The sequence below is a fragment of the Lederbergia galactosidilytica genome, from assembly GCF_017873565.1.
GTDB lineage: Bacteria > Bacillota > Bacilli > Bacillales > Bacillaceae_C > Lederbergia > Lederbergia galactosidilytica.
In genome coordinates this window covers 1-14,799 of record NZ_JAGGKH010000035.1, presented here as the reverse complement: position 1 = coordinate 14,799, position 14,799 = coordinate 1, and the positions used below count along the sequence as shown (strand labels likewise).

General features: G+C 36.9%; 14 protein-coding genes. 8 read left to right on the top strand and 6 right to left on the bottom strand.

Annotation, left to right across the window (positions count from 1 at the left end; translation table 11 throughout):
• Positions 1-271: 271 nt before the first annotated feature.
• From J2Z23_RS21650 to J2Z23_RS21635, 4 genes are all read right to left on the bottom strand, one after another.
• Positions 272-1,573 carry an NCS2 family permease gene (locus J2Z23_RS21650; RefSeq protein WP_057981484.1) on the bottom strand — a complete coding sequence of 434 codons (1,302 nt, stop codon included), beginning with the start codon at positions 1,571-1,573 and terminating at the stop codon, positions 272-274.
• A gap of 129 nt (positions 1,574-1,702) precedes the next feature.
• A complete protein-coding gene (locus tag J2Z23_RS21645; RefSeq protein WP_209975327.1) occupies positions 1,703-2,092 on the bottom strand; it encodes a thiol-disulfide oxidoreductase DCC family protein in 390 nt (129 codons plus the stop codon).
• A 48-nt stretch (positions 2,093-2,140) separates the two neighbouring features.
• Complete coding sequence (locus J2Z23_RS21640; protein WP_238482893.1) at positions 2,141-3,142, bottom strand: inorganic phosphate transporter; 1,002 nt, start codon at positions 3,140-3,142, stop codon at positions 2,141-2,143.
• 14 nt (positions 3,143-3,156) lie between these two features.
• The gene (locus J2Z23_RS21635) at positions 3,157-3,777 is read right to left on the bottom strand and encodes a DUF47 domain-containing protein (RefSeq protein WP_057981486.1); all 621 of its coding nucleotides are present in this window, start codon (positions 3,775-3,777) and stop codon (positions 3,157-3,159) included.
• 224 nt (positions 3,778-4,001) lie between these two features.
• On the opposite strand from J2Z23_RS21635, the gene wrbA reads away from it, so the two are divergent.
• On the top strand, positions 4,002-4,619 hold the full coding sequence (gene wrbA, locus J2Z23_RS21630; RefSeq protein WP_209975326.1) for an NAD(P)H:quinone oxidoreductase: 618 nt from the start codon (positions 4,002-4,004) through the stop codon (positions 4,617-4,619).
• Positions 4,620-4,781: 162 nt separating this feature from the next.
• Here the strand turns inward: wrbA and J2Z23_RS21625 are convergent, their stop codons facing one another.
• Positions 4,782-5,675: an RluA family pseudouridine synthase gene (locus J2Z23_RS21625; protein ID WP_209975323.1), complete on the bottom strand. Its 894-nt coding sequence runs from the start codon at positions 5,673-5,675 to the stop codon at positions 4,782-4,784.
• Positions 5,676-6,064: 389 nt separating this feature from the next.
• On the opposite strand from J2Z23_RS21625, the gene J2Z23_RS21620 reads away from it, so the two are divergent.
• The 4 genes from J2Z23_RS21620 (at position 6,065) to J2Z23_RS21605 (ending at position 9,583) form a co-directional block, all read left to right on the top strand.
• Positions 6,065-6,475, top strand: a complete 411-nt coding sequence (locus J2Z23_RS21620) for a DUF5365 family protein (protein ID WP_057981489.1) — start codon at positions 6,065-6,067, stop codon at positions 6,473-6,475.
• Positions 6,476-6,795: 320 nt separating this feature from the next.
• A complete protein-coding gene (locus tag J2Z23_RS21615; protein ID WP_128747471.1) occupies positions 6,796-7,917 on the top strand; it encodes a GAF domain-containing sensor histidine kinase in 1,122 nt (373 codons plus the stop codon).
• Between the two features lie 345 nt (positions 7,918-8,262).
• Positions 8,263-8,904 carry a response regulator gene (locus J2Z23_RS21610; RefSeq protein WP_057981491.1) on the top strand — a complete coding sequence of 214 codons (642 nt, stop codon included), beginning with the start codon at positions 8,263-8,265 and terminating at the stop codon, positions 8,902-8,904.
• A gap of 142 nt (positions 8,905-9,046) precedes the next feature.
• The gene (locus J2Z23_RS21605; protein ID WP_209975329.1) at positions 9,047-9,583 is read left to right on the top strand and encodes an NADPH-dependent FMN reductase; all 537 of its coding nucleotides are present in this window, start codon (positions 9,047-9,049) and stop codon (positions 9,581-9,583) included.
• A 33-nt stretch (positions 9,584-9,616) separates the two neighbouring features.
• On the opposite strand, the gene J2Z23_RS21600 is transcribed toward J2Z23_RS21605, so the two are convergent.
• Complete coding sequence (locus tag J2Z23_RS21600) at positions 9,617-9,874, bottom strand: YhdB family protein (RefSeq protein WP_057981492.1); 258 nt, start codon at positions 9,872-9,874, stop codon at positions 9,617-9,619.
• A gap of 274 nt (positions 9,875-10,148) precedes the next feature.
• Between J2Z23_RS21600 and J2Z23_RS21595 the strand changes: the two genes are divergently transcribed.
• The 3 genes from J2Z23_RS21595 to J2Z23_RS21585 all read left to right on the top strand — a co-directional run bounded on the left by J2Z23_RS21595 (position 10,149) and on the right by J2Z23_RS21585 (position 14,663).
• A complete protein-coding gene (locus J2Z23_RS21595; RefSeq protein ID WP_209975321.1) occupies positions 10,149-11,561 on the top strand; it encodes a SpoVR family protein in 1,413 nt (470 codons plus the stop codon).
• Between the two features lie 333 nt (positions 11,562-11,894).
• Complete coding sequence (locus tag J2Z23_RS21590; RefSeq protein ID WP_209975319.1) at positions 11,895-12,821, top strand: dipeptidase; 927 nt, start codon at positions 11,895-11,897, stop codon at positions 12,819-12,821.
• Positions 12,822-12,953: 132 nt separating this feature from the next.
• Positions 12,954-14,663, top strand: a complete 1,710-nt coding sequence (locus tag J2Z23_RS21585; RefSeq protein ID WP_209975318.1) for a methyl-accepting chemotaxis protein — start codon at positions 12,954-12,956, stop codon at positions 14,661-14,663.
• Positions 14,664-14,799: the final 136 nt, after the last annotated feature.

Below are 14,799 nucleotides of genomic sequence, written 5' to 3'. Positions count from 1 at the left end.
GGGGTCTGAAAGACCTGAGCCACCTGTATGAGCGTCGATACTTAAGTTATTGAACCGCCGTATACGAGAACCGTATGTACGGTGGTGTGAGAGGTCGGCTAATCAATTAATGATTAGCCTCCTACTCGATTTTGTTGTCCATACTGTTAGCTTTTGATCTGCTCGAAAAGAATGGCGTCCGACTAGATCAAATAACCTGAAATGTTGAAAGGAAAAGAACATTCTTTCAGATTCTAGAATAATGCTTGACCGATCTCCTTACTTTTCTTCTTTAATGCGGTAAGAAAGCGAGTTGGCAAAAGAACAAAACACCGAAAACATATACGATTGGATGGACTTCACGCCATTTCCCAGTTGCAATTTTCAATAGGGGATAGGAAACAAATCCTAATGCAATCCCTGTGGCAATACTAGAAGTTAATGGCATGCTAAGAATAATTAGAAAGGCAGGAAAAGCTTCATCCATTTTTCCCCATTCAATATCGGCAACTGCCCCAATCATTAAGCTTCCAACAATAATAAGTGCAGGGGCAGTGATCGCGGAAAGACCTGATACTGCGCTTACGAGCGGTCCGAAAAAAGCAGCAATAATAAATAATGCCGATACGGTGAGTGTTGTAAGTCCCGTTCTTCCACCTGCAGCAACACCTGAAGTGGATTCAATATAAGCACTTGTAGGCGTTGTACCTAACATTGCACCTGCGGAGGCAGCAACAGAATCAGCTAACAAAGCCTGGCGAGCTCGTGGCATATGATTGCCTTTCATTAAGCCGGCCTGTTCGGCCACCCCAATCATTGTTCCTGTTGTATCAAAGATCGTCACTAGAAGGAATGAAAAAATGACAGCATATAAACTGTGCTCAATCACATCAGTAAAAGCAGTTATTGGGTTTGAAATGATCAGCCCTTCTGGTAAGCTCGGCCACTGAACAAAACCTTGGTCAAAGGATAAATGCCCGGTGAAAAAGGCAATAATCCCAGTGATGATCATCCCAAGAAAAAAGGCACCATGTACCCGCATAGCCATTAAAATTAGTGTAATAGCTAGTCCTAGTAGAGCAAGTAAAGTTTGCGGAGAATGTAGGTCCCCAAGTTGAACAAGATTATCAGGATGAGCCACGATAATATTTGTTTGTCTAAGTCCAATAAAAGCAATAAATAAGCCGATTCCTGCCGTAATTCCATGCTTTAAGTTGGCAGGGATTGCTTCAATTAAAACCTTGCGAAAGGATGTTAACGAAAGGATAAAAAAGATAATACCTGCCACAAAAACAGCAGAAAAAGCCGTTTGGTATGTAATTCCACCATGGGAGCCTACAACCGAATAGGCAAAATAAGCATTCATTCCCATACCAGGTGCAATGGCGATCGGATAATTAGCCGCCAAAGCCATCCATAAAGTTCCAATCACGGTTGCGATTATGGTTGCTGTAAATACCTGATCAAATGGGACACCAGCGTCTTTTAAAATAATTGGATTCACAACGATAATATATACCATCGTCATGAAGGTCGTGAACCCAGCAATTAACTCTGTTTTAACATTTGTTTGATTCTCTTTTAATTTAAACATAAAACCCCTCCACAAAAACGAACAATGAATGTTACATTCATTATAATATTCGTTTTTGAATAGAAAAACAAGTGGTTGAAACTTTTTAACAAAAAATAAAGAAGCTTTTCAAAAGCCTCTTCATATGGATCACAAAAATCGCCTTTGCAGTTCTGGGGAAGGAAGCATACATGCTTGCCTTTTTCCAAACCAATTATAACGATGATGTGCTATTAAATTATAAAAAAGATTACGAATAGGAGCAGGAATAATGATTAGAAAGTAGGCCAGCTTCCAGAAACCAGTTAAATGTCTACAAATACGTAAGACAGCTGTGCTCTTACTATATAAATTTCCTTTTTCGATCAAAATCATACTATTTAAATCATTTGTTTGCCCGTATTGATTTAATAATTTTTCTCCCTCTTTTCCCTGTAAGGAAGAAAAGCGAAAATAAGCATAAGGATCATGTTTTATAATGAATTGGACACTATTATTACATAGATTGCATTCACCATCAAAAAGAATAATCGCACTCATAAAGATCCCCCTCATTGTCTGTTTGGGTTTCCTCTATTATATAAGAAATTAAGTAAATAAATCCAAAATAAAATAAATAAATGCAGCTAAAAGCGCACTGATTGGTAAAGTGATTACCCATGTAATTACCATGCGTTTTGCTGTATCCCATTTTACTCCCCTTACTCTGTGGGCAGATCCTACACCTAATATGGACGAGGAAATGACATGAGTTGTACTAACAGGTAAATGAATATAAGTGGCGCCAAAAATAATAAGTGCTGAACTTAAATCGGCTGCAACTCCGTTAACTGGGCGGATTTTCATTATTTTACCACCAACTGTTTTAATGATCTTCCATCCACCAATCGAAGTTCCTAAGCCCATTGCTGTAGCACATGATAATTGGACCCAAAAAGGAATATCAGTTGAAGTATGAAAATTATTGGCAATTAAAGCCATTGTGATAATACCCATAGATTTTTGTGCATCATTTGTTCCATGTGTATACGATTGAAGGGCTGCTGTGAAGATTTGGAAATAACGAAAACGTTTATTCGTTTTAGGTAAATTCAAATTCTTAAAAACAATTTTAAAGATAGAATAAATAATATAACCGATAGCGAAGGCAATAACAGGTGATAAAATCAATGCTTCAATAATTTTAAGAAACCCGCCATATTTAAGAGCTTGGAAACCAGCGGAAATAATTGTCGCTCCAGCAATCGATCCGATTAATGCATGTGAGGAACTACTTGGAATACCAAAATACCATGTAATTAAATTCCATACAATTGCGGAAAGCAGAGCGGCCATTAAAACTAGAGAGCCATTATCAAGTGTAAAAGGATCAACGATATCTTTCGTGATTGTTTGAGCAACCCCTGTAAACGTTAAGGCACCAAGAAAATTCATTATCGCAGCCATCGCAATCGCTATTCTTGGAGAGAGTGCCTTTGTCGATACAGAGGTGGCAATGGCATTTGCGGTATCATGAAATCCATTTATAAAATCGAACACCAACGCTAGAGTGACGATTAATGCTGTAATAAGAAAAACTGAATCAATCATTGCTAAAGACTCCCTTAAGCATTTTTCATTACAATACTTTCAAGTGTATTGGCAACACCTTGACAGCTATCTGTAATTAGCTCTAGATTTTCATATATTTCCTTTAGTTTAATTAGGCGGATTGGATCTGATTCTACGGTAAATAAGTGTTTAATACTTTCACGTAGTACATCATCACATTTTGATTCATAATCTTTGATTTTAATGGCATGAGGGCGAACTTCAGGCAATTTTTTACTAAATATTAGACCAATGCATAATTCGATTTCATCGACACATTTGACAATAGCTTCAACGAATTTATACATATAATCATCGGCATGAATGATATTGTACATATGAAACAACGCTGCGGTATTTTCCATTCCATCAAGCACATCATCCATAATCATAGACAATGCTAAAATATCTTCTCTTTCAATTGGGGTAATAAAGGAATTATTTAACTCTGTTATGATCTCGTGAACAAAGTTGTCCCCGATGGACTCATATTCCTTCATTTTAGCGGAAAATACTTCCGTATCTTCAATCGTCTCTAGTTTAAATTCGGCAAAATAATGTGAGCTTTCTTGCAAATTTGTAGCAATTTTTTCAAGTAAAGTTGCAAACTTGTCTTTTTTATTTCTAAATACCATAATATTACCCTCCAGATTTAGATTATGTCCAAACTATTTTATTTTAGCGTAAAAAAGGAAAAAGATAAAAGGATTTGTCATAATTTGTAACAGATTCTTCTGCAAGTGTTTACATCTTCTGTAAAAGTGAAATAGAATAACAAGCTCTTTGAAATATTGTTTCCCAAATGTTTGAATCTAGAATGGTTTTATGAGGTTATTCTGAGAAAAGGGGCGTAAACCTTATGGAAGATCTTAAATTAGCGATAATTTATTACAGCTCAACCGGAACAAATTATCAACTTTCGAACTGGGCAAAGGAAGCAGCAGAAGAAGTAGGAGTAGAAGTGAAACTTTTAAAAGTAGAAGAACTGGCACCACCAGCTGCTATAGAATCAAACAAGGCGTGGAAAAAACATCATGAAGCGACAAAAGAGGTCCCAGTCGCTAAGCTTGAGGATGTGGATTGGGCGGATGCACTAATCTTCAGTATCCCAACACGATTCGGCAATTTGCCCTCACAAATGAAACAATACTTAGATTTGCTAGGTGGGTTATGGGCTCAAGGGAAAACGATTAATAAAGTTGTTAGTGCGATGTCTTCTGCGCAAAACCCGCATGGTGGTCAAGAACAAACAATCCATGCCCTTTATACATCGATGATGCATTTTGGTGCTATTATCGTCCCAACAGGGTATACAGACGAATCGATCTTTGCGGCTGGTGGGAACCCTTATGGAACAAGTGTATCAGTTGATTCAGAAGGGAATATGCAAGAGGATGTTCAAGCAGCGGTGAGGCACCAAACAAAGCGGATTATACAAATAGCAAAATGGATTAAAAATGGGCTCGCATCTTTATAAAGTATAAAGGCTGGGACTGTACAAGGGAACAAGCTTTCATTTTCCAAGCTTAGGTCGTGAAATTTCTTTCATGATTGTTTTTTGGTGAAAACTCTTTTGTCCCAGCCTTTTCAGATTTATCCTCTAGGTGGTTCACATTTTCACACGATAATCCGAACACTTTTAGGAATAACGAGTGAGGTCGAAAATAGGTGGATCATCATGAAAAGGGGCTGTAACCTTAATCCTCTCTAATGTAAATGGATGTGTAAATTCAAGAAGACGTGCATGTAAAGCCTGTCGCGAAAAACGAGGGCTTCCCCCGTAAAGGAGATCCCCTGCTAATGGATGTCCTAATGCTTGCATATGTACTCGAATTTGATGGGTTCTACCAGTAGCTAAGGAGCATTGAACGAATGTTAATTGATCATGGGGGAAGCACTCTAAAACCTGGTAATTTGTAATAGCAGCCTGTCCTGTTTTCGAAACCCTTCTTCTTGTAGGATGATGCCGATCCCTGCCAATTGGTTTATTTATTTGTCCATTACTAGTTAAAATTCCATCTGCGAGAGCCCAATATGTTCGTTGAATGGATCTGTTTTCTAACATTTTATTAAGAATGGTATGGCTCAATACATGCTTAGCATATAGGATAGCTCCGCTCGTATTTTGATCAAGTCGATGAATATGACGTACTTTTCTTTGATCATTCTTACTTTGTAAATATGCTGCAATGCTATTGGCTAGTGTATTTCTTTCATCGTGATTCGGATGGACAAGGAGACCAGCTGGTTTATTAACAATCAATAAATGCTCATCTTCATAAAGAATCTCGCATGGAATTGAATTTGGTTGTACATTAGTTTCTTGTTCATGATTAATTTTAATTGTTATTATATCTCCACTCCGCAATGGCTCTAGCCAATTGATTATTTCTTCATTTTTGCAAACAGTTTTTTCCATTCGCCATTGATGGAGTTGTTTCTTTGGAGTTTGCCAAATGTCTTTAAATAGAGTTTGTGCGGTAATTCCATCCCAATTGTCATGGATGGAAATTTGAATTGGCGCATCTAACATTATGTTTCCCCTTTCAAGTTACTTGATTTTTCCAAGCTTTAAAGCTCTTTTTATATGTTATTCTATATAGAAGGTATAAGGAGAATGAGATTCTTCCTTATTACATGAACTTATTTCTTTCTATTCCATAATAATTTTAGCAATGTTCTGAAGGTCAGATAAAAATTGACTACGAGATGGAGAAACTTTGACTTAATCCCAACATTTTTTGACTTAGATTGAAGTCAACGCACATATGCAAGCTCAGTACCTTGTTTCCTGAAAATTGCGTGCGATGCGAAAGCAAACAAAGCATGAAAGCTATTCGCCCTCAAAATTTTCGGGCTTTTTAACTTCCTTTCTGAACAAGCATTTTAAGAAAAAGATCACAAAAGGCGGGTTTAATAATAATGAAAGTAGTAATGGCATCCACAGAAGAACAAGTGAATAAACTGAATGAGTTAATTCATTATATTTATCATTCTGCATTTCCTCGTTATTTTACGGATCATGAAATTGCTCAATACATAGAATGGAAAGTTCTTCATTTTCCTGAAGAGAAAGAACATCCTCTTTATACATTGGAGGTTGCTTTTCGAGCAATTACAAGTTTAGAGGTGATTATATCCATATTAGATATATTGCCATATGAAGAGAGCACATCCAAGCATCATGATTTATTTAAGAAAAATGTTGATATTTTAACTCAATCTGGTTTGTTTTTTCCTTTCACCTATCAAAACTTTTCAAATTTAACTGAAACGAATCTTAATGATGTATGTAGTGTTTATGCAAAGCCAGCCAATCAATTTTTAATTTAAACAAAAAGGCCATGTCTTCAATACGAATCTTTTCGTACAAAAGAGGATGGCTTTTTTATTATTGTTTCAGTGGTGTACGAATAATTTCAGCCTAAAGTTGTAGTATTTCATCATACGAATAGTGAATGAATGTTCAACAGTCATATTTATATAATATAATAGAGTGAAACTAATCACTACGGGACTATTCCCATGTTAAATAAGAAGGATCAAGGCTAAGTCCACATTATCCTGTTCAATGCCCTTATAGTCTACGCTCTATAGGTCTGAACGAATCGGAAATTGCCTGTAGTTGGTTCAGGATAAATGGGGGAATTATTTTGTCAAAACAATTCGATCATCACTCCAATTTACGCATTTTAAAAGAAATTGCCGAATTATTAAATGAAGGAACGGAAATCTCACCGCTTTTGTCAGGCGTATTACAAAAACTGCTAAAAGTAACTGGTGTAACAACAGGATGGATCTTTCTTATAGATAAGGATGGACGACACACAGTAGAAGCAGCCGAACACTTGCCACCTGCGTTATTAAAAAATGATTGTGCTCCCCTTGAAAAGGGTAACTGTTGGTGTCTTGATGGTTTTAAAAAAGGGACTTTAACAAAAGCTTCAAATATTATCGAATGCCGTAGGATCGAAACAGCGGTCAAACGTCAACAAGGTGAAACCCATGGAATTGCTTACCATGCGACCATTCCGCTACAATTGGGAGATGAAATGTTTGGATTATTAAATGTCGCTGCACCGGGAAAAAAAGAATTCAGCCGTGATGAATTAGCACTTTTAGAATCTGTTGCCCTGCAAATTGGTTCAGCGATTAAGCGAATTAGACTGACGAAGAAGGAGCAGGAAATAGCTCTTATCGAAGAACGAAACCGCCTTGCCCGCGATTTGCATGATTCAGTAAATCAAATTTTATTTTCGCTCTCACTTACAGCACGAGGCGGGATTGAAATGACAGAAGATCCAGCAACAAAAGATACTTTTCGGCATATTCAAAATCTCTCACAACAAGCACAGACTGAAATGCGCGCTCTTATCTGGCAGTTAAGACCAAATGGATTGGAAAAGGGACTTGTTCAGGCAATTAAGAGCTATGGTGAGATGTTGGGATTAGAAATTGATATAAAACTGTCAGGGGTTATCTCTCTACCAGCTCGCGTGGAAGAGGCTGTGTGGAGGGTGAGTCAAGAAGCCCTTAATAATTGTAAACGTCACTCGGGCCAAGATCAGGTGTTTATCTCAATAATAGTTGCACAATGTCGTGTTTGCTTGACTATTCAGGATAATGGATGCGGTTTTATTTTTGAAGGGGAGCAATCACTTCCATCTTTAGGAATCGAAAGTATGCAAGACCGTGTTGAGTCACTCGGAGGATTGTTTAAGCTAGAAACTGCACCAGGTAAAGGGACCACAATTATTGTAGAATTAACGTATTAACAGATGTTCAAAAAGTCTGATAAAAGTGACACTTCGATGTTTCTAGTCTGCTTGTTTAAGCCCCTGTACTTGGATTTAAAGCAAGGTTTACCTATGAAAAATGTCATGGCAATAGCGTTGTTGAAGAAATCGCTTTGCCCGCCCATAGCATGAAAACCTCCTTTCTGGTAAGCGTTGTGGTTTTCGTAGAACCTTGTTTTATTTCTAAACTAGAAATATTTGCACTTTCGAAGCGCTATACGTGCGGATGTTGGATATTAACGTTTGATTGATGTCAGCTCCGATCTTCGGCTAGTCTTTTTTATCCTCCTTTTTGAACGTGTATTTATTAAGGGGGAGAGAGTAGTGACGATTCGGATTTTAATTGCTGATGATCATCATGTCGTGAGAAGGGGCCTGGTCTTCTTTCTCCAGACACAAAAAGATATCCAAATAGTAGGGGAAGCGAAAAACGGAAAAGAGGCTGTTGAGCTTACAATGGAGCTTAAACCGAATGTTGTCTTAATGGATCTTGTTATGCCAGTAATGGATGGTATTGATGCGACAGCCAAAATAAAGGAAAGCATGCCTGAGACGGAAATTTTAATTCTCACAAGTTTTGCAGATCAGGACCATGTGATTCCCGCTATTGAAGCAGGTGCGTCAGGTTATCAATTAAAGGATATTGAGCCTGATGAATTGGTCTATTCTATACGTAAGTTAATGGATGGAGAGAACACACTTCATCCTAAAGCAACTAACTTACTGATGAATCGTATGAATCAAGTTAATCAAATAAATAATCCCATATCCGGATTAACGATTCGCGAAAAACAAGTATTAACAGAAATAGCAAAAGGAAAAAGTAATAAAGAAATAGGCGCTTATTTAAATATTACGGAAAAAACAGTCAAAACCCATGTATCAAATATTTTTATAAAGCTAGATGTCGCCGATCGTACTCAGGCTGCGCTATATGCAGTTAAAAGTGGTTTTGTTAAGCCTTAAGGATGAAGAACAGCAACAAGCAGCTACTAGGGCAGACAAATCGCCAGGGCACCGTATTTTGGATCTGCCTCAGAATGTTGCGAGTTTAGCCGTTCATTCCCTAAACGGCAGCTTGCGCATTCTAATTGAAGGAGAGAATACAATGGATATTTTGGTTATAAATGGTGGGATGCCAAAAGGAGGGAGGACTGAGTTGCTCACTCAGTTTATCGCTAAGGAATACCGACTCCCTTATATAAATATTAGTGAAATTCAATTGCCACTATTGACTGGTGAGCAAGAACAATGGCAGTTGCCTGCTGTTATTTCTTTTAAAAAGAAGGTAAAGGCAGCTGATGGTCTTATTTTAATTTCGCCTGAATATCATGGTGGAATGAGCGGAGCATTAAAAAACACACTCGATTATTTAACGAGAGAGGAATTAAATCATAAGCCTGTTGCCTTATTAGCTACAGCAGGCGGGGGAAAAGGGGGGATAAATTGTTTAAATAACATGAGAACTGTGATGCGCGGATTTTACGCGAATGTTATTCCTAAACAGATTATTCTTGATCCAGATTGTTTTGATTACGAGGATGGAACTTTATTGGAAGAATCTCGAGACTTAGTAACAAAACTGGTGGATGAGCTTAATATGTATGTGAAAATGAGCCATACCCTGATTGTACCTAGAGAATAGCTGCTCGGACATTCTGCCGAACAGCTATTTTCTTTAAACTGGGAGGACAAGCTCATTTTTCTGCTGAGATAAAGCTCCCGTAACTTCGTTAGCATGATCAATATAACGCAGCAATGCGTATAATTTACGTTCAATAATGGAATAGTCTTTAGAAAATTGATACGCATGCAAAAAGTATTCAATCTTTTTGGACAAGATCTGATCTTTCGTTCGAACCATCAGCACCAATAAATTGTCCCATTCGGAACGATGGGTGTAATACAAAGCTCGATCGTAATCCAACATGTCCATAGGAAACCCTCCTTTTGGAGTACTTATATTATTTGCAATCAAATCAGTTGCGTTCCATTGTAAATGTTGTCAATTACAATATGGACAAGCAAATGGAATCTTGGTAAATTACTTGTTCTAAAAGAACGAGCTTTAGCGGTGATTGTCGATGGCTAATGAAATAAGGGATCCTCTCTCATCAATTAACTTTTCCTTTATATAATTACTTTTTTAATTTTGCTTCCTCTTCATGAACCTTCCTTTTTTTTCATACAATTATATAAGGGAGGGAGCCATGATGAAATCAGATGCAAAAGCATTAGAATATGCGATTAGTGAAATTACGGAAATTGCCGAGGGATTTGGCCTTGACTTTTATCCCATGCGTTATGAGATTTGTCCGGCGGAAATTATTTATACATTTGGTGCGTATGGAATGCCAACAAGATTTTCACATTGGAGCTTTGGTAAGCAATTTTTTAAAATGAAGCTTCAGTATGATCTAGGCTTAAGTAAAATTTATGAGCTTGTAATTAATTCCAATCCTTGTTATGCCTTTCTACTTGATACCAATTCCTTAATACAAAATAAATTAATTGTTGCCCATGTATTGGCTCACTGCGATTTTTTTAAAAACAATGCTCGTTTTCAAAATACAAAACGTGATATGGTTGAAAGTATGGCTGCAACGGCTGAGCGTGTGCGCCAATATGAAATTGAATATGGCAAGAAGGAAGTCGAAGATTTTCTTGATGCTGTTCTCTCAATTGAAGAGCATATCGATCCCTCTCTGCTCCGTCCTAAATTAGATTGGCAAGTTGAGGATACAGAGTGGGAGGAAACATCCATACAAACTACAGAATATGATGATCTTTGGTCATTAGATGAAAGGGACAAAGAACAGGCAAAAAGAAAAAGAGTAAAAAAATCCTTCCCTCCACAGCCTGAGAAAGATATTATGCTTTTTATTGAACAATATAGCCGTGAACTAGAAGATTGGCAACGTGACATTATGACAATGGTAAGGGAAGAAATGCTTTATTTCTGGCCACAATTAGAAACAAAAATTATGAATGAAGGCTGGGCTTCTTATTGGCATCAACGGATTTTAAGAGAATTAGACTTAACAAGCGACGAAGCGATCGAATTTGCAAAATTAAACGCAAGTGTGATTCAACCTTCAAAAACAAATATTAACCCATATTATTTAGGGTTGAAAATATTTGAAGATATTGAGGAGCGTTGGGATCATCCTAATAAGGAGATGAAGGAGCAAGGAGTTAAAGAAAACTCTGGACGTGAGAAAATTTTTGAGGTGCGTGAGATTGAATCAGATATTTCCTTTATCCGTAATTATTTAACGAAAGAATTAGTGCACCGAGAAGACATGTATTTATTTCAAAAGCGAGGAAGGGATTATAAAGTTGTTGATAAGGATTGGACCGAGGTTCGTGATCAGCTTGTCAATATGAGAGTAAATGGCGGCTTTCCTTATATTACGGTAAATGATGGTGATTATTTAAAGAATGGTGAATTGTATTTAAAACATTGGTATGAAGACGTAGAGTTAGATTTAAATTATTTAGAAAAAGTTCTGCCATATATACATCAACTTTGGGGAAGAAGCGTTCATATGGAAAGTGTGGTGGAAGAACGTTCTGTGTTATTTAGTTATAATGGTAGAAACATCCAAAGAAAGTTTCTTTAAGAAAAGTATTACCAAATAAAAAGCCTTCTTGTTCTATTGAATGTAAACGGTTGATATTAATTTCTTTCTCTGATAGTTCTATAAGAAGGATAGTTTAAATTTGAACGAGGCCTTGGGACATAACAAAAATGCGTTATTTTAGGTCGAAAATATACATAGGCTTCCGCGGGAAAAGAGGTATAAGACACCGTGAGGCGAGTATATTTCTGCTGTGCATCATATTAGTTCAGTTTTTCTATGGTGAAACTTTGTCTCAGCCTCGTTTTATTAAAAAAGAAGTGATTAACAAATGAAAGACTTTGTATAATGGATTGATGAAAAGGTAGTGATGGAATGAATATTATCGATTTACACTGTGATGCATTATTAAAAATTTGGGAAAGAAAAGGAGATTTATCATTTCGAGATAGTGAGGAATTGGATACAAATTTGCAGCGGTTAAAAAAAGGAAAAGTTAAAATTCAGTGTTTTGCAATTTTTATCCCTCCAGAAATAAAATCGGAGGAGCAATTTCAAGCTGCTCTCGATCAAATAGACTATTTCCATACAGAAGTACTTGAGAAAAATCCAGAAATGAAACAGATCAAAGATTGGGCTTCTATTTATTCATTAAATTCTAATGAAATCGGGGCGATTCTTACCCTTGAAGGCGTAGATTGTATCGGGAATGATGTACAGAAGCTAAGAATCCTATATCAATTGGGGATCCGTTCAGTTGGTTTAACGTGGAATTTTGCTAATTTAGTTGCAGATGGTGTGGGAGAACCAAGAGGAGCTGGATTAAGCTCCTTTGGAAAAGAAATCGTTGCCTTAAATAATAGTTATAAAAATTTCACAGATGTATCACATATAGCTGAGAAAGGATTCTGGGAAGTGATCGAGCTTGCCAATTATCCGATTGCAAGTCATTCGAATTCAAAAGCGATTTGTCCCCATCGCAGAAATTTAACTGATCAGCAGGCTCTGGCATTATTTCAAAAGAACGGACTTATTCATGTTGTTTACCATCCACTTTTTACAGCAAATACAGGGCAAGCAACAATCACAGATTTAATTCGGCATATCGAGCATTTTTGCTCCCTAGGTGGTGTGAAACAAATAGGATTAGGCTCAGATTTTGATGGTATTGATGACTATATTATTGGTTTAGAGGATGCATCTAAACATCAAAATTTAATTAATGAATTGTTGAAATATTATACTGAAGATGAGGTAAAAGGATTCGCGGGTAGAAATTTTCTTGAACATCTTCCTACGTAATTAGCTAAGGTTTTTGTCCTTTAGCAGTGATGGTTATTTGGCGCGTTTCATTTTAAAAGAAGGTCCCTTGATATTCCTTTAGATAGGTCGATATTAAATGTGACTGTATTTTAAAATGAAAGGAAGCAAAGCATGAAAGATCAAAATCGCTTAACTCTCAAACTAGGCACAATTATTATGGGGATTCTATTATTTTGTATCCTTGTAATTTCATTATCTATGTATCGGACAAATTATAATGAAATTAAGAAAACAGCAGGAATTGAATTATACGGATGTGCCAATATTACAACGGCGTTGGTTGATCCAACCGAGATTGAAAAAATCTTAGCGGGTGACTCTACATTGTCTGCAAAATTAGGTGATGATATCGGTTGGACAATAGAGCATAAGCATATTTTTGAAGGCCAATATATAATTGATCCCAATGGTATTGTATTAGCCGTAGATGAAAATGTATCAAAACAGGGGATTAGTGTAGGGGATCAATTCGCGATAGATGCAAAAGCTATTCAAGATTTGTTAGAGACAAAATCTCCTACATATTCTGATGTATATACATTTGCTGGAATGAAAAGATTAACAGGCTATGCTCCAATTTTTAAAGATCACGATCCTAATAATGAAGTGATTGCGATCAGTGCTATTGATTTTGAAGCAAGTATCCTCCATGAGAGAACATGGCAAATGGTAAAAGGAAGTTTATTATTTTCCATTCTCCCGATTCTTTTATTAGGAGGGACGACCATTTATTTAATAAAGCGAGCAACAGATCCATTAAATAAAATTATTGTATATGCAAGAAAAGTTGCAGATGGGGACCTAACGGGAGGGGAACTTGACCTTCAGCAGAAGGATGAAATCGGGCAGCTTTCCACTGATCTTAATCAATTGGTCTTTCATTTTCGGGATGTATTGGGACAAGTCTCGAATAATTCAGAGGAAGTAGCACAAGCCTCTTTATTATTAACGGCAGGGACAGAAGAAATCGTCAAGTCAGCGGAACAAAATTCAATTGATCTGCAAAAGGTGCAAACAAGCTCACAATTTCAAGTTGAAATTGTGCAAAAAACAAATGAGACATTAAATGATATTTCTTCAAGAACGCAGGAAATAAGTGCAAGAGCACAATCACTTACAGAAGAATCTGTGCAAACACTGGAGCAATCAGAGAACGGTGATCAAACACTTCAAAAAGCAATTTTACAAATGGGATTGATGAACGACAGGATGGAAGAATTAACCGATTCAATGGCAGTTCTTTCTAAAAAGTCTGAGCAAATTGATCAAATCTTAACAGTAATTACAATGATCTCTGATCAAACCAACTTATTAGCACTTAATGCGGCGATTGAAGCATCAAGAGCAGGGGAGCATGGTAAGGGATTTGCGGTTGTAGCAGCTGAAATTAGAAAACTAGCAGAACAATCAGCACAATCTGCTCAACAAATTGGTATTTTAATTCATGAAATCCAAGAAGATACAAAAAATGTAGCGAGTGTTACAACCGAAAGTGTTGAAGGCGTGAAGCTTGGAACAGAAATGATTGAAAGTGGTGGTCAAGCTTTCAAGGGGATCCGCCAATCGATTTCAACGGTAACGACTGAAATTAGTGATATGTATAACGAATTCACCCAAATCAATGGTAGTGTGCAGCAAATCGTTGATGGGATGAAAAGTGTAGAAGAAAAAGCACATGAGAATCGAAATAGCACAAATGAAATAGCAAATAATACAGAAGAACAAACGGCAGCTATTGAAGAGATCGCTGCTCTTATGGAAACAATGCAATCAATGACGGAAAATCTGCAAGATAAAGTGAAAAATTTTAAACTAACTTAAAATTTACATGGAGCCGCACTAAACGAGTGCAGCTCCATTTGTTTAGTGCGCCCGGCATGGGCTATAACTTGGTGGTGAAAGTCCACTACAGGCTTGGCAGTAGGAACTGTTAGCTTAAGGCAAGGGTGTCCACCGT